At 37.4% G+C, this 17,286-nt stretch carries 13 protein-coding genes; 7 read left to right on the top strand and 6 right to left on the bottom strand.

What is annotated here, in order from left to right; genetic code table 11:
- Positions 1-6 precede the first annotated feature (6 nt).
- From HBB17_RS16905 to galU, 6 genes are all read left to right on the top strand, one after another.
- The gene (locus HBB17_RS16905) at positions 7-1,191 is read left to right on the top strand and encodes a MerR family transcriptional regulator (protein WP_167958668.1); all 1,185 of its coding nucleotides are present in this window, start codon (positions 7-9) and stop codon (positions 1,189-1,191) included.
- 188 nt (positions 1,192-1,379) lie between these two features.
- A complete protein-coding gene (gene rfbA, locus HBB17_RS16900) occupies positions 1,380-2,276 on the top strand; it encodes a glucose-1-phosphate thymidylyltransferase RfbA (protein ID WP_167958667.1) in 897 nt (298 codons plus the stop codon).
- Positions 2,277-2,295: 19 nt separating this feature from the next.
- Entirely contained in the window at positions 2,296-3,327 is a 1,032-nt protein-coding gene (gene rfbB / locus HBB17_RS16895; RefSeq protein WP_167958666.1) for a dTDP-glucose 4,6-dehydratase, read from the top strand.
- Between the two features lie 136 nt (positions 3,328-3,463).
- Entirely contained in the window at positions 3,464-4,348 is an 885-nt protein-coding gene (gene rfbD / locus HBB17_RS16890; protein ID WP_167958665.1) for a dTDP-4-dehydrorhamnose reductase, read from the top strand.
- Between the two features lie 193 nt (positions 4,349-4,541).
- Positions 4,542-5,138: a dTDP-4-dehydrorhamnose 3,5-epimerase gene (gene rfbC / locus HBB17_RS16885; RefSeq protein ID WP_167958712.1), complete on the top strand. Its 597-nt coding sequence runs from the start codon at positions 4,542-4,544 to the stop codon at positions 5,136-5,138.
- 266 nt (positions 5,139-5,404) lie between these two features.
- Positions 5,405-6,292, top strand: a complete 888-nt coding sequence (galU, locus tag HBB17_RS16880; RefSeq protein ID WP_167958664.1) for a UTP--glucose-1-phosphate uridylyltransferase GalU — start codon at positions 5,405-5,407, stop codon at positions 6,290-6,292.
- A 261-nt stretch (positions 6,293-6,553) separates the two neighbouring features.
- Here the strand turns inward: galU and HBB17_RS16875 are convergent, their stop codons facing one another.
- A complete protein-coding gene (locus HBB17_RS16875; protein ID WP_167958663.1) occupies positions 6,554-8,440 on the bottom strand; it encodes a polysaccharide biosynthesis protein in 1,887 nt (628 codons plus the stop codon).
- A 130-nt stretch (positions 8,441-8,570) separates the two neighbouring features.
- Between HBB17_RS16875 and HBB17_RS16870 the strand changes: the two genes are divergently transcribed.
- The gene (locus HBB17_RS16870) at positions 8,571-8,846 is read left to right on the top strand and encodes a hypothetical protein (RefSeq protein WP_167958596.1); all 276 of its coding nucleotides are present in this window, start codon (positions 8,571-8,573) and stop codon (positions 8,844-8,846) included.
- A gap of 218 nt (positions 8,847-9,064) precedes the next feature.
- On the opposite strand, the gene HBB17_RS16865 is transcribed toward HBB17_RS16870, so the two are convergent.
- The 5 genes from HBB17_RS16865 to HBB17_RS16845 form a co-directional block, all read right to left on the bottom strand.
- Positions 9,065-9,466, bottom strand: a complete 402-nt coding sequence (locus HBB17_RS16865) for a hypothetical protein (protein WP_167958662.1) — start codon at positions 9,464-9,466, stop codon at positions 9,065-9,067.
- 318 nt (positions 9,467-9,784) lie between these two features.
- Positions 9,785-10,687: a glycosyltransferase gene (locus tag HBB17_RS16860; RefSeq protein WP_167958661.1), complete on the bottom strand. Its 903-nt coding sequence runs from the start codon at positions 10,685-10,687 to the stop codon at positions 9,785-9,787.
- Positions 10,688-10,735: 48 nt separating this feature from the next.
- Positions 10,736-12,250, bottom strand: a complete 1,515-nt coding sequence (locus HBB17_RS16855; protein WP_167958660.1) for an ArnT family glycosyltransferase — start codon at positions 12,248-12,250, stop codon at positions 10,736-10,738.
- Between the two features lie 56 nt (positions 12,251-12,306).
- Positions 12,307-15,372, bottom strand: coding sequence for a glycosyltransferase (locus HBB17_RS16850; RefSeq protein WP_167958659.1), 3,066 nt, complete (start codon positions 15,370-15,372; stop codon positions 12,307-12,309).
- Between the two features lie 32 nt (positions 15,373-15,404).
- A complete protein-coding gene (locus HBB17_RS16845; protein WP_167958658.1) occupies positions 15,405-17,204 on the bottom strand; it encodes a glycosyltransferase family 2 protein in 1,800 nt (599 codons plus the stop codon).
- Positions 17,205-17,286: the final 82 nt, after the last annotated feature.

The following is a 17,286-nucleotide window of genomic DNA, read 5'->3' as shown; positions in this document are numbered from 1 at the left end:
CAGAGTATGAAAAAAACAGGGTATTATTCTTCAGGAGAATTTGCACGTATGGCTGACGTTACCTTACGTACCATACGGTATTACGATAAACAAGGAATTTTAAAGCCTACTTTTGTAAATGAAAGTGGTGCACGTTTCTATACAGATGAGGATTTTGCACGTTTACAGCAGATCCTTCTATTAAAGTACCTCGGTTTTTCCTTAGAAGATATAAAAGAAATGACTATTGATGATACCAATTACCACTTTATGCTGAATTCCATGAATCTGCAATTACGATTAATTCGAGACCGAATTGAACAGATGCAATTAGTTGAAAAAGCCATTGTGGATACAACGGAAGCCTTACAAAATAAACATCTACTTGATTGGAGCAAGATGCTACATCTAATTCACCTAACAAGTATGGAGAAAAGTTTAAAGAATCAATACCAGAATGCTTCCAACATCTCCGCCCGAATTAATCTTCATACCTTGTATTCCTCCAATCAAGAAGGTTGGTTTCCATGGATTTTTCGCCAATGTAGTCTTCGCTCCGGAATGAGGGTCTTAGAAATCGGCTGTGGTGATGGAACGTTATGGACAAATTCGATTGATGCACTCCCACAAGATATCCATATCATCCTATCCGATCTCTCGGAAGGAATGTTACGTGATACCAGACGTGCCATTGGATCTGATGATCCCCGTTTTACTTTCCAAGCTTTTGACTGCCATCACATTCCTTTTCCAGAAGAAAGTTTTGATCTGGTTATTGCTGGTCACCTACTCTTTTACTGTGAGGACATTCCAGCCGTTTGCACAGAAGTTAAACGAGTTTTGAAACCAGATGGAACGTTTCTATGCAGTACGTATGGGAAACAGCATATGATAGAAATAAATCAGCTTGTACAGGCATTTGATGAACGAATCGTCCTTTCAGCTGAGAAGCTTTATGACCGGTTTGGTCGTGAAAATGGAGCCTCCCTATTATCGTCCTATTTCTCTTCGGTTAATTGGATAAGTTATGAAGATTCTTTATCCATTCCCGATGCAGAACCATTGATTGCCTATGTTCTCTCCTGTCATGGAAACCAGAATCAATATCTATTGGATCATTATAAAGAATTTCGAACTTTTGTTAAGAAACATACAGCAAAAGGTTTTCACATAACAAAAGATGCAGGAGTCTTCCTCTGCCAAAAAGAGTAGTTTTGAGTAACTACGATAAAAATTGGGAAAATAAGAATGTATTGAAAAATAAAATTAGAAATTTTTGAAAAAAAGCTTGAAGGTGACGTAAGGTCATCTTTTATAATAGTGATAGTTGATCAATGAAAATATTTCTTCTACCAAAGAGAATTGTTATTAGCCTGATTAAATTAAAGGAGGATGGTCTTATGAAAGGTATAATACTTGCAGGAGGTTCTGGTACTAGGCTTTATCCATTAACAATGGTAACATCAAAACAGTTGCTTCCCATCTATGATAAGCCAATGATCTACTACCCTATGTCCGTTCTTATGAATGCTGGAATACGTGACATCTTAATCATCTCTACTCCACAAGATACCCCACGTTTTCAGGAATTACTCGGCGATGGACATCAGTTTGGCGTTAAACTTTCTTATGAAGTACAACCTAGCCCAGATGGTCTCGCCCAGGCTTTTCTCATCGGAGAATCTTTTATTGGCACGGATCCTGTTGCTATGGTTCTTGGGGACAATATCTTTACAGGGCATGGACTTAATAAGCGATTACAAACAGCTGTCATGAATGCGGAAAATGGAAAAGGTGCTACGATCTTTGGTTATTATGTTGATGATCCAGAACGATTTGGTATTGTAGAATTTGACTCCAATCAAAAAGCAATATCCATTGAAGAAAAACCAGAAAAACCAAAAAGTAATTATTGTGTTACAGGATTGTATTTCTACGACAACCGCGTTGTAGAATATGCCAAATCGCTAAAACCAAGTGCTCGTGGAGAATTAGAAATCACCGATCTAAATCGTATCTATCTGGAAAACAATCATTTGAATGTTGAGTTATTAGGTCAGGGCTTCACCTGGTTAGATACAGGAACCCATGAAAGTCTTGTAGAGGCCACTAATTTCATCAAAACAGTTGAGTCTCACCAACATCGTAAAATTGCTTGTTTAGAAGAAATCGCATATCTAAATGGTTGGATTTCCAAAGAGGACGTTCTTCGAGTTTATGAAGTACTGAAAAAGAATCAATACGGTCAATATTTGAAAGATGTCCTAGATGGGAAATATCTAGACACCTTACATTAGAGAAAAGGAGAACATGATTATGACAATTATCGTTACCGGCGGTGCCGGATTTATCGGAAGTAATTTTATTTTTCATATGCTAAATAAGTATCCAACCTATCGGATCATTTGCCTTGACAGTTTGACCTATGCAGGGAATCTATCCACACTAGAATCCGTTATGGATAATCCAAATTTCCGTTTTGTAAAAGCAGACATTACAGATCGCGCTGCTGTTAATCAATTATTTGAGGAAGACAAACCGGATATGCTTGTTAACTTTGCTGCAGAAAGTCATGTAGACCGTTCCATTGATAATCCTGAAGTATTCCTCGATACGAATATCAAAGGTACTGCCATCCTGATGGATGCTTGTAGGAAATACGGAATCACACGTTATCACCAGGTTTCCACAGACGAAGTTTATGGAGATCTTCCACTGGACCGACCAGATCTCTTCTTCACGGAAGAAACACCAATCCATACCAGCAGTCCTTACAGTTCATCAAAGGCAGCTGCTGATCTGCTTGTTTTGGCATATCACCGTACCTATGGACTTCCTGTAACAATCAGCCGATGCTCAAATAACTATGGCCCATATCATTTCCCTGAGAAATTAATTCCATTAATGATCGCCAATGCATTGAATGACAAGCCACTACCAGTCTATGGAACTGGCGAAAATGTTCGTGACTGGCTATATGTAGAGGACCACTGTAAAGCTATCGATCTGATCATTCATAAAGGGCGCGTAGGAGAAGTCTATAACATAGGCGGACATAATGAAATGACTAATATTGATATCGTTAAGATCATTTGCAAGGAGCTGGGCAAACCAGAAAGCCTAATTACCTATGTATCCGACAGAAAAGGACATGATATGCGCTATGCAATCGATCCAACGAAGATTCATACAGAACTTGGCTGGCTTCCAGAAACCAAATTTGCAGATGGAATTAAGAAAACCATCAAATGGTATCTGGAGAATAAAGAATGGTGGGAAACCATCCTATCTGGTGAATACCAACAATATTATGAAAAAATGTATGGGAATCGTACTGTAGTTAAATAAGATGTGCGAAGATGTACCTATACAGGACCAATGTATTAAAACCATATAGAAGTTTTGCATCTATCTGTAAACAGATACCATAACTTCTTCATAACAATAGAACGTATCATCACTTGAAAGGAGTATGCAAATCACTATGAAAGTACTAGTAACAGGCATCAAAGGGCAACTAGGCTATGATGTAATGAACGAATTGACGAAACGTGGTCATGAAGCGATCGGTGTGGATGTGGAAGAGATGAATCTTACCGACCCTTTGATGATTGAACAATGTATGAATGCCCATAAACCTGAGGCTGTCATCCATTGTGCTGCTTGGACTGCTGTCGATGCGGCTGAAGATCCTGCTAATCAGGATCTGGTTTATTCCGTAAATGTAGAGGGAACGAAAAAAATAGCTCAGATGTGTCAACAACTTCATTGTAAAATGTTATTCTTATCTACCGATTATGTATTTGATGGACAAGGAGCCACACCATGGGATCCCGATTGTAAAAACTATTCTCCACTTAATGTCTACGGAAAAACCAAATTACTTGGAGAGGAAGCCGTTGCTTCACAATTAGAACAGTATTTCATCGTTCGCATTGCCTGGGTGTTCGGTAAGAATGGGAATAATTTTATTAAAACAATGCTTAAGATTGGACAAAACCATGAACAGCTAAAAGTCGTTTCTGATCAAATTGGCACTCCAACGTATACCTTTGACCTAGCTAGGCTTTTAGTTGATATGATTGAAACTGACCGATACGGCTATTACCATGCAACCAATGAAGGTGGATACATCAGCTGGTATGATTTTAGCGTAGAGATCTTCAGACAAGCTGCCACTCTTGGACATACCGAATATTCCCCAGAACATTTGCAGATTTTACCTGTTACAACACAAGAGTATGGACAGTCGACTGCATTACGACCATTCAATAGTCGTTTAGATAAGAGTAAGTTAACAAAAGAAGGCTTCACTCTTCTTCCGCCTTGGCAAGATGCATTACAAAGGTATTTAAAAGATATTTTATAAGATGATGCAAGGGCCATAAGTTCATTCACGTTGATCTCCAAAGAAAGTGAATATGACGTGTTGACCCGATAAAAAAGAAATCTGCGCAATTGCACGTATTGTCAATGCTATAGAATTGTGAGCGTGCAAAGCAATGGAACAACTATGAATATGAATGATTATGATTATAACCAAATGTAAGAAAGGCAATATTATGGGACAAATAAAAGTTGAAAAAAATGCAGGTGGCATTGAAGGTCTATGTATCATTGAACCTACGGTACATGGTGACGAACGAGGCTACTTTATGGAAACCTACAACCAGAAGGATATGGAGGAGGCAGGGTTAACGCTCTCTTTCGTACAAGATAACCAATCTTGTTCTACGAAAGGAGTTCTTCGTGGATTACATTTTCAAAAAGAATATCCGCAAGGGAAACTAGTAAGGGTTATTAAAGGATCTGTGTTTGATGTGGCTGTTGATCTTCGAAAAGGCAGCAAAACCTATGGGAAATGGTTTGGTGTCGAACTTACGGAAGAAAACAAGAAGCAATTCTACATTCCAGAAGGATTCGCTCATGGGTTCCTTGTACTAAGTGAAATCGCTGAATTCTGCTACAAATGCACTGACTTCTACCGTCCTGGTGATGAAGGTGGACTTGCTTGGAATGATCCTTCCATTAATATAGCATGGCCTCATGTAACAGGAACCTATCAAGGTTCTTCCTCTGCAGCTGGATATCAACTTGACGACGGAACCCCTCTTAATCTAAGTGATAAAGATCAAACTTGGACCGGAATACAAGATTAGTTGTAAATGCTGGAAAAGCATATTATAATATACTAAGATGCAAGGGGCAAAAGATCATATCACTTATATGCTTGCATATAAGTAAATATGATGTCTTGACCCGCTAAAACATGAGCAAGTAGCGCTTTTGCGCGGATTACGAATGTTTAGAATTGTGGGAGTTGCAATGCAACGGAACAATTTGTTCATGTGCAAGGGTCAAAAGGTCATTGGACCCGGAATATTTTAAATGTAATTATTCATGAAACACAAAAGGAGAAATTGAGATGCCCAAAATTAAAAAAGCGGTTATACCCGCTGCTGGTTTAGGTACACGATTCCTACCAGCAACAAAAGCAGTTCCAAAGGAAATGTTACCTCTTGTCGATACTCCTACAATTCAGTATATTGTAGAAGAAGCTGTACAAAGTGGAATTGAGGAAATCTTAGTTATCACCAATTCTTATAAGCATTGTATGGAGAATCATTTTGACCGTTCTTATGAATTAGAGGAACATCTCTCTAAAGCAGGAAAAACTGCTGAATTAAAGATGATGAATGATATCTCTAGTTTAGCTAATATCTATTATGTAAGACAGAAAGAACCTCGTGGTCTAGGACATGCCGTATTATGTGCCAAATCCTTTATTGGAGATGAACCATTTGCCGTTCTTCTAGGGGATGATGTTGTTGTCAATCATGGCGGAAAACCTGCCTTGGAACAATTAATTGAAGCCTATCAGGAAACTGGTGCTTCCATTGTTGGTGTTCAGACCGTTGCTCAGGATCAAGTAAGCAAATACGGTATCGTTGCTCCATCAAAGAGCCACAAACCGGTTGGACGACGTGTAAAACTTACCGATATGGTAGAAAAACCAGCAATCAAAGATGCACCAAGTAATTTAGCTGTTCTTGGTCGTTATATTCTTACCCCTCAGATTTTTACGTTCTTATCGACGCAAAAACCTGGTGCTGGTGGAGAGATTCAATTAACCGATGCCATCAAACGACTACTTGATTTGCAAGCCGTTTATGCATATGATTTTGAGGGAATTCGTTATGATGTTGGCGATAAATTCGGCTTTATCAAAGCAACCATTGATTTTGCTTTGGAACGAGATTCATTAAAGGATCAAGTTACTGCCTACATTAAAGAATTGGCCGGAAAATTATAATGAAACTGGTATAGAGAAGACAGTCTTTTCTTCTATAATCAAAAAACACGCTCGATGACAAGCGTGTTTTTTGATTCTTTCAATTTTCTTTTCCTTACATAATAATTCTTACTTTTTTATTCTTTCTATTATATCGTAGAATTCAGCCGAGATATCCTTACTTTCTTTTCCATCAAACGATGATTCCTCCATATACTAATGATAACTTAATGTATATTTCCAAGTCCATGTCTTACCATTATAACTATTAACAGATCAGTATCACGACACTACCTTATTCCGCTTCAATTCATCTACTGCCCCTTGGTATTCATACGTTGGTACTAACTTCTTCACTTCTCCTCGTATATCCAAACACTCCTGCTTAGCTATCCCATCTAAATGCTCTACCGCTTCTAGGAATTGTTCATCATCTAGAGCAATTGGTTCGCCTACGAAGATTCGATTATTGCTAGTTTCTTTCAAACCTTCTTCCTTCATAAGTAGTTCTTCATATAGTTTCTCTCCAGGACGTAATCCCGTGTAGACAATACGAATATCCTTGTCTGGAATAAAACCAGACAAACGAATCAGATTTCTGGCAAGTTCGTCAATCTTAACCGGTTCTCCCATATCTAATACGAAGATCTCACCACCGCGTGCATATACTCCCGCTTGTAATACCAAAGAAACTGCTTCTGGAATCGTCATAAAGAAACGAATAATATCTGGATGGGTTACCGTAACTGGTCCACCGTTCATGATCTGTTGTTTGAATAATGGGATAACGCTACCATTGCTTCCTAATACATTTCCAAAACGCACGGCAACGAATTCTGTCTTGGATCTTCGGTTATACGCTTGAATAATCATTTCGCAGATTCTCTTGGAAGCACCCATAATATTCGTTGGGTTTACTGCTTTATCTGTACTGATGAAGATAAAACGTTTTACTCCGAACTGATCAGCAGCCTTCACAATCTTTAAGGTACCACCAACATTATTCTTAATCGCTTCATTCGGACTTTCCTCCATAAGAGGGACATGCTTATGTGCTGCTGCATGATATACAAATTCCGGACGATACGTATCGAAGATTTGTTTCATTCGGTTCGTATTACGAACCGATGCAATCAAAACAACCAAATCTAATTGTGGATATTTATTCTTTAATTCCTGTTGTACAAAATATGCATTGTTCTCATAGATGTCAATAATGATTAGTTTCGCTGGATGAAAGGAGGCAATCTGTCTACATAATTCACTTCCGATAGAACCACCACCACCAGTAACCATAACCACCTTTCCTCGAAGGAAATCCGAAACCTCTCTTGCATCGATGTGTACAGGTTCTCTTCCTAATAGGTCTTCAATCTCAACCGTACGCAAACGGCTAACACTTACTTCTTCATTGATCAATTGATACAACCCAGGTAAAATCTTCAATACGCAATTCGTTTCCTTACAGATTTCTAAAAGCGCACGAATCTCTTTCCTTGGCGCTGTTGGCATCGCAATGATGATATCTGTGATGTCATACTTCTTCGCAGCCTCAACAATCTTCTTTCTTGTTCCAACAATCTTAACCCCTTGAATGTACCTTCCAACTTTCGAACGATTATCATCAATGGCACAGATTACTGTTCCATCAACGAATGCACTTGTTGCAATCTCACGAATGATAACGTTTGCTGATTCTCCAGCACCAATGATCATAATTCGACTCTTCTTTGCACCATGATAACGGTTTGACAGAATACGCATAAAACGATATACAAATCGTGTTCCGATCATTCCTCCCATAAGAAAGACCATACTCAATGGATAATAACTTCTTGGTACATGTAAATGCAGGATATGTAAACCTATATATTGTACAAATGCCGCTATAATACAAGCAATCAGAATATTCGTAACTTCATCAATACTCGCGTACTTCCATAAACTATGATACAATCTACAGCAAAAAAAGATAAAGATCGTGATTACTGTATTCCATGGAACATAGGTAAGGAGCGCATCTAGATAATGCGTTGGAATACTTGAAAAAGAAAAATCAAACCGAATCAAGATTGCCAAGAAGGCACATACATTGATGATCAAACCATCTAATATGATTAGGAATATTCTTCTTAATAATAATTTATTTTCACGTAACGTTTTTAGCACAGTAACAGACTCCTTTCGCCCTTTTATTCTCTCACATCTTCTGGTTAAAGTAAAGCACAAAATCAGTCACCATACGCATGATTCAAACATATTATACAGTATAACGACAGGTAAATTGGTGAATTAATATATGGCTAAAAACAAAGTAAAAACTACTTCTTGTTCTTCTTGTAAAGGAAATCATTGGGGTCCTTGGGGTCCTGGACAATGGGGACCTGGTCCATGGGGGCCTGGTCCAGGTCCACACTTTGGACCTGGCTATGCTCCAGGACCTGAATGGCGCCAAGGATCTGAATATGGTCCTGGTCCACGTCCAGTACCTGGGCCTGGGGCTAACCCTTGGGGTCCTTATCCTGATCCTTGGAATATGAATCCTCGTTGGAATGGAAGACCACCAAGATATTAAGAATAACAAAACCCACAGCCTTAGCTCCAATGATTGTAAGGAATGAAAAAAAAGACAGGAATGCGCTAAGCAAATTATACAATTCCACTAGATAAAGTCAATGTAAATAATATAAGAGCACACTAACCTCAAAAAACCTAGCTTATACGCTAGGTTTTTCCTGTTCTTTCAAATTTTTTTTAATCTTTAAACTCATATTTTGTACATTGGAAATTCAATTAACGAATAGTAGTAAGAAAATTATGTAGATTTACCTTATGCCACTTACTTCCTACCATCGTCTTGTTAATACGATATTTCATTACTCCGATTTCACTCTCTATTATAAGTTTGTTAGCAATGACTCCTTTTTTCAACTCTATGTTCTTAATTTGCTGAATCGGTATGATTGTATGTTCCGGTCTCATCTTCCCTGTAATACTATCAACGCCAATGATAACGATTTCTCGGTCTGTACTATGTAAGATATGATATCGTAAATCAAATAAAGTTGCAGTTGGGCCAAAAAGCGCCATATTAAGTAGCGATGGCATTACAGATCCCCAAACTGAGGCTTGTTGTTTAGGTATTACATTTAATTGTTTCAAATATTCTTCGATTTCTGTTTCACTTATTCCCATCTTTCTTCTCCTTTTCTTCCATCAAATCATAGCCAATCTTTTAATACATCACTGATCCAAGTAATTTACTGTTAATAATACCATAAGTCATCCATAAAATGTTGCAATCCTGACAGATGACATCAAATCCTGACAGATGACATTAAAAAAGGGCAATCCGTACTGGATGCCCTACTAATTTTATGAACAATATCACTTTTTTATTTTCTTAAGTCGATATAATGATGTAAGTATTGAACCCCATAGGAATTTATAAACACCACTAAAAAACCAAACGAAGCATGGGAAAATCTACGTACCCATATGGATCGGTTACTATTAAACAACACCTAAACCAATTAATACTTTTAATATGAGATTATCCATTCTGTTTTCTCGATACACTCTGTTATGTATAATAATATCTTTTCTTGCCCTCCACGATGTTTTCGATGCAAGGAATATATCCAACGTTCTGCTCTCTAGATTCATCTTTCGATACATCTGTTTTAAACACTTCGCCTGCATATTTAATTGATTTCGATTTTGCTTATAATGCTTTAATCCCAGCCATAAATGTTCTATGTAATTCTTTGGTGTTCCCAACGTATTATTACTATGTTGTCGATAAAGAATATAAGAATTCTCATCGTATATAACCTTTCCAACAGAAAGTGCTACCAAGTAAGTCCAGTAATCATGCATAACCGTAAATGTTGGGATATTGCATATAATCTTCTCCCAAAGATTATGGTTCATAAGACTGGTACACCCCGTACAAAGATTCTCTACCAACCCGTTTTCCAGACACAATTTACTTCTCTTTCTCTGAAGAGTCTTCACATATTGTAGTTTACTATCTACAAGCGTCATAGCAGCGCAATACAACATAGGAAGCGTTTGGTTCTCTTCTTGTTCCATTTTCTTTACTGCTTCTGTTATCTTATTCGTACACCAAACATCATCCTGATCTGCCATTGCATAATAGTCTCCATCTTCTGGCGCATTCCTAATTAAATCAAAAAAACTTTTTATTACCCCGATATTATGACCTGCATAATAACTTACATTCGGGTATCGTTTTACATATTGATCTAAAATTTCAATGGTATGATCAGAAGAACCATCATCCCGTATACACAACATAATATTGGGATAATCTTGCGCTAATATACTGTCTAACTGACTGCTCAGATACTTTTCTCCATTATACGTAGATAATAAAATAATAACTTTCTTCATATAGAGTCCTTTCTATTTTGAATATGTGTTATGGTATCTGTTATTCTATTAATAACCATTTGGTCCCCAAAGTATGAATACTCCATTTATCACAATGGACATCCCAATAAAGCAGATGATCATTGCATTTAATACCTTTCCACCCCATCCTTTTCTTCCTGTTCTATTTAGATACTCTGTCCACACCAAACTTGGTAAAAGGATAATGGTTACAATATATCGGAAGTTCATTGTACAGATTGCCGGATAATTTATACAAAATCTTATATAACTAATGAACAACGTTCCAAAAAGAATCGTGAAGAATAATGGTAAGATTCCTCTTTTCTTACAATCTATAAGAGATCGTATGGCCATAATAATCGTGATTACACCCAAAAGTAGTCCAAGCCAAAACAGGAGAAGGGCTATCGGATGAATTAAGTCCGTACATTCTGGTGGCTGAATTTCATCGAATAAACCGGTACGAATGAGCTGTACCCACATATTGGTTTCTTTTTCAGGATCAAACTGTATAAAAGAATAATTAATCTGGTGTAAATTTGGTATTCCAATTCGGCTCCATATTGGTTGATAACCAAAGTTCTGCTCTCCCCCCGCCTGTGGAACATATGCTATGGGAACTTTATATAAGATAGCATTACGAATTGGGTTAAATAACCCCAGTGGAACACAAATTACACCAAACAATAGAAATTGTCCTAATATTGTTTTCCACTCTTTTTTCTTTATAAGTAACTGACTAATAAATGCAAAACCAATCGGAAATGCCAACAAGCCTACACTCAGTTTTGTGAACATACCATATCCCATGCTGACAGCAATCACTAGTATATTCTTCGCTGACGGTTTGCGATACCAACGAATGGTGTAGAGAATTGCCAGCATACTGCAAAAGATTGCCAAGCAGTCATTATTCAACATGGCCCCCATGATCGTGAAGAAGGGAAAAAAGGACAGGAAAGCAACAAGCAATACCGTCACTTTATTCTTTCGGAAGAATTCCGTAATGATCCGATACGCAAGGTACACGATTCCACTGGAGAAAGCCAACGTAAGTATCTGTAAGTTTTCTACACAAGTATCATGAGACAACCCAATAAAACGATTGATTCCATACCAGATAGCTCCCAGAAGATGAAATCCAGGTGGATTATAGAATGTCCAAAACGTTCTCGGATCAAAATCTGGCAGATGTTTATACTGATAGAGATAACTCATATATCCCAAATGTCCACCTGCTATCTCCCGATCCTCACTAAGTGCAAAACCACCTAAATCATGCTTACTGATATCATAAGGTGCAGAGATGATATAAAGTCCTCGTAGCAAAACTCCTGCTGCAATGATTAGTAAGATCCATGTTTCATTGCTCCGATTCTTTAATTTGTCTTTGAAAATAATGATAAGCATACATGCACCAATCACACCGACTACAAATAAATAATTACGATAGTAGATTATTTTTTCTGCAACTGTTGGAATACTACTGCATATCCAAGTTAACCAACATTCAATCATGATCACGAATGGTATTATGCTTTTATGTTCTTTCCTATTCACATGAAATCCTCCACTTCTCTTATTCCGCTATATAACATACAAGTATAGAATTTTCTCTATTTGCTGGTTCCTACCCTATTTTCAGGGACAACTTGTAGAATCTTATCTAAAGGGAATAGTTTCTCAAAAGATTGTTCTTTTCCATTTGTATGAACAAAATAAAACTGTTTAATTTTTTCATATAATTCCTTAACCATCTCATCCGAAACGCCATACAACCTTCTTAGTTCTCTGGCAACAACTGCATGTTCTGAATAGTAATTACTCTTCCCATACACGATTGCTGAACTATTGTTGTCATGGAAACGAAAGTAACTCGTCGTTTCCGCATTATACGCAATCTTTCCATTATATAAAAGATGCAGATAGAATACCCAGTCTCCACAGATCTTCATGGATAGCCATTCCTTATCCTGCAAAAGTGGCAGTAACCTTCTTCGGCGGAACACCGCTCCCGATGCATTTGGTATGGTATTTACTCGGTAAAGCCCTTCCTCTACCTCCTTGTATCCTGTATTAACATACGAATTCTGCCATTTCTTCGTATGCAGTTCCTTCAAATACTGTTCAAATGTATAATCCTTTTTCTTGTCATCCTGATCTACAAAACAGTAATGTGCATATGAAATCTGTACCTTCTCATCAACAAAGGCTGGGACTAGTTTCTCTAGAAAATCAAACTCGCAATAATCATCAGATTCTGCAATCCAACAAAGGTCTCCCTTTGCATTCTGAATACCTTTTGCCCATTGATGAAAAACACCTCCCGAATTCGTCTGGTTGAATAACGTTGTTGTCTTTTGAGGGAATCGTTTGGCGTATTCCAGTAAAATCTCTCTACTATCGTCTGTTGAACAGTCATCTAGTAGGAGAACTTCCATATTCTGATACGTCTGTCCATAGATCGCGTCCAGACGTTTCCGTAAGAATCTACTATGATTGTAATTTGGTACAATGACCGTTACTTTTGGGGTATCCTTTTGTTCCCAGGCTAGTTGCAACCACTGGTTTTCTCGTACAAGTTCCTTATATACTTGCTCTCGTTCTATCTTCTGCTGTTTCTGCAGTCTTCGGTCGTAAACGTCCACATATTGTTCTGCTATGACATGAATATGAAACGATTTGCTTTTTTCGATTGCGATTCTACAAAATGATTGGTATTGTTCTTCATCATTAACAAAAGAAAGCATTGCCTCTTGAACTTTTATAAGACTCATTTTCCAGTTCTTAACTGGTATAATATGTCCCGCATATTTCCCCTTCCAAGAAAGCATGTTCCTGATATCTCCAAGATCTGTTGCAATGACTGGTTTTCCACACATCATCGCCTCAATAATGGTCAAAGGTGTACTCTCTGATGCATAGGTCGATAACAGGATTCCTGCATCAGCAATTTGATAATAATCACAAGCATTCTTTTGATATCCCATCAGGTGAATCGTTGGATCAATGTCTTGTTTTTGTAATTCTTCATATACTTCACCATCACCCACTAAGATCAGATGCACTGGCTTCTTTGCTGTCTTATTAATCTCTTTTGTACAAGTAATCGCCTCATACCAGCCTTTTTTCTTCAACGCACGGCTGGCAATACAAAAAACAAATGCATGATCTGGTATCCCAAGGTCCTCTCTTCGAATCGTTCCTGGTTTGGGTGGTTCCATTCCATTGGTAATCTTATGAAAGATTTCTTCCTCATAACAATCCATCTTTTGAAATGGAATACGATTCTTATCGGCTACATAGGTCCATTGGTCAACATAGCCTGATACCTGTTTTTTTAAGATATAGGATAACGTATTGTCATCAAAAGATTCATACATTCCATGGGAAGTTGCTACATGATACACCTGCTTTCTTACTTCCTCATCCTTCTGAAACATAGATGCAATAAAAGTCTGAACAGCCTGATGATGTGTATGTACCACTTCAATCCGCATGGCACGTATATAATTCGCCAGTTCTTCCTCTCGGTTCGTCTGTATAATCGGTATATCCGAACGTAGTAATGACTGTATACAATCCTTCTCTGGATTTGGCTTAAATGTATGCATATATACCTGCAAGCCCATCCGCTTTAGTTCATTGGCTAAGCGAATTGGCATGATTTCTCCTCCACCATGGCTAAATGCATAAATAGATAGTAAAACGATTGGCGTACGATTTTTCTGAAAAACCGTCAACCCCTTATTGATACCGTCTATATGATCAATACAATCTCTGGTTTCAGACAAACATTTCGTCCGTATTCTTTGATACTGCTTTTTCATAAATTCTATTGATGGGTGAAATAAATCATCCAGTTCTTGTAAATATAAAAAATCCCTTCGATCTTCATTGGCAGCAATATAAGCATTTAGCCGCTTTGCATAAGCTTGCATCCCATCTTCTGAACCAACCTCTTCCTTGGTCTCTCTTTCTTCCAAATAGCCCACTCGACAATAATGTGCAAATGGGTTTTGATATCCATACCGAATAATATCTTGGTTATGATTGATATAAAATCGTGTATCAAAAGATGCATTCGGATTTCTTCCTTCATAAACACCATGAAAAACATAGTGTCGAATAGGTGTTGTACAGATTTTCCCTACCTTTTGTAAGACAGGATTCGAATGATACCGTAATCTCCAACTTCTTTTCTTTTCCAAAGCTTCTCTTACATCTTCGTTATCTGCCAGATAGTACGCTCCACTAAATAATCCACTTCGGTAGATTTGATAGATTTCTCGCCATTGTCGGCAAAACTTGCGAAAGCAATGGTTTCTTTTTTCAAATCTTGCCCATTCTCTATAGCAATCCTTATCCTGTGCGGGTTTTCTTCCTTCTTTATATCCATAACGTATGTAATGGACCAATGGATTGATATCCTTCTTTATTACATCAGGATTTTCTCTTTTATAGAATGCCGTATCAAAGAAAGTACAGGGATTATAATTCTTATCACTACCAACGGTTATATAATGTTCGATTAATTGAGGTTGGTCCAAAGAATCTGGTAATCCACTTTGCATTCTGTATAGAGAAACACTGAATAGCTCATATCGGTTTATCAAATTCATACTTCTATTTTTATCTCTGCATTTTTTAATGCGAGACAATAAACGAACTTTTTTTTCCATTCTAATCCACTCCTATATGTTTTCATTCAGATTTATCTATTAAGAACTGATCCTCCATACCCAAGTGAGAAATCCGTTCGATGTTGATTCAGATTTCTGTTATAGAAAGGATCCGTTTCTTTTAATATTGGATGATTCTTGTATAATCTTCTCTTATCGTATTCTAATCGTAATAGCTTCCTATGATCTAGACATTCATTCTTTCTTGTATACGCTTCATAATGAATTAGTTCCACATCGTTCCGTACCACATTATAGTACCCTCTTTCGTACAGTTTAAGGCAAAGATCCACATCATTCCATGCACACGCATAGTTTTCTGAGAATCCATGAACTTCATAAAATCGTTCTCTTGCTATGGCAAGGCATGCGCCTGTTACTGCAAGATAATTACGTGTATCCAGAACAGAATCCTCTTTTCTTTTTCCCTGCATAATATGCGCAGGTCCAGCAGCAAGATTAATAATTCCCATGTGTTGGATCAATTTCGTTTCAGGATATAATAATTTTGCTCCAACCGCCCCCACGTAGGATAACGATGCATGTCCAATCAGTCGTTCTATCCAATCTGTTGTGATAACCTGTATATCATCATTTAAAAAGATGATGTATACCCCTTTAGCCTTATTCACTCCCAAATTGCACAAACTTGAATAATTAAATGCCATTGGATGTATTTCGTAGTGGATTGCTACCTTTTGTCCCGATGCTCTCCTATTTTCTTGCCTCCTATCATTGCTAGATAACCAAGTATTGATTCTTTTCCTGGTTACTTCCCCACTACCATTATCTATAATTATGATTTCCAGATTAGGATAGGTGGTCAATCGAAGGATGGATTCTAGACATTGTATTAAAAGTTTATCATTATCTTTTGAAAGTAAGATAATACTTACAAGAGGTTTGGAGTCAAGGATATAATACACTCCTTGTTCTTCTATTGAACCTCTCTGTCCTCTTCGGGTGATTGCCTTTCGTCTTATACTTTGATAATTCTGCTTATCTTCCATCTCTGTACTCTTACCATGGTGATACAAGATTTCAGGCACGTGTGCAATCCGATTTGTTTCTTCTGTTACCCGTAAAGCAATTTCATACTCCCAGGTATTAAGCCCTTCAAAAGTCTCCCAGTTTATCTTTTCTAATATGGTTCTTCGATATAAACACAGATGAATACAATACGGTGTATTCATCAAAAGATCTGGTGACCAATCTGGTTTCCAAACAGGTGCAAACCGTTGCCCCTTATGATCCCTATAGTCTTCATCGGTATAAATCATATCGTAATCTGGTTTGTTCTTGAGCCAATTCCTTATTCGCAAAAATGCTTGTTTTCTCAGTTGATCTCCGACAGGAATAATTGCTATATAATCCTCCTTATTACTAGTTAAGAATGTTGTCCAATATGTACTTAATTTCCTACTTTCATACGTATAAATCCGTATGTTTCTCTTCTTAGCAAATTGTTCATTACACCAAATCCTTTCCTCTTCTTTGGTGTCAAATAACCAAAGAGAGATTTTTATAGCACTGTTTTCTTCTTGTGCATATACAGATCTTACCGTAAGAGAAACTTTATTTTTATCAATACTTCCATCTGTATTCGCACAAATAGGTATAATAATATGATAGGTGCTTACCTGCTGTTTTCTATTCTCTTTCGGTTTGCAACTATACTCTTTTGATTCAACTTTGCGAATCCATTTGGAATAGGACAGCGATTGTTTGTTTCTAATCCAATGTAAACCTTGGTTAATCGTCATTCGCAGCCCAGCTGTTTTCATTTGAAAGAAACCATACGATACGTACGCAAATACTTTTTTAAATTGCATGGGGACCTCCTTGATATGGCATATAAGAAGCATAGGTCTGAAGGATCGGAAACACGAAAATTGCTTCTATGATAAATAACGT

This window comes from Anaerosporobacter faecicola (genome assembly GCF_012070565.1).
In the GTDB taxonomy this organism is placed as follows: domain Bacteria; phylum Bacillota; class Clostridia; order Lachnospirales; family Lachnospiraceae; genus Anaerosporobacter; species Anaerosporobacter faecicola.
Note: the sequence above shows the minus strand (reverse complement) of the source record. Positions and strands in the feature narration are given on the sequence as shown.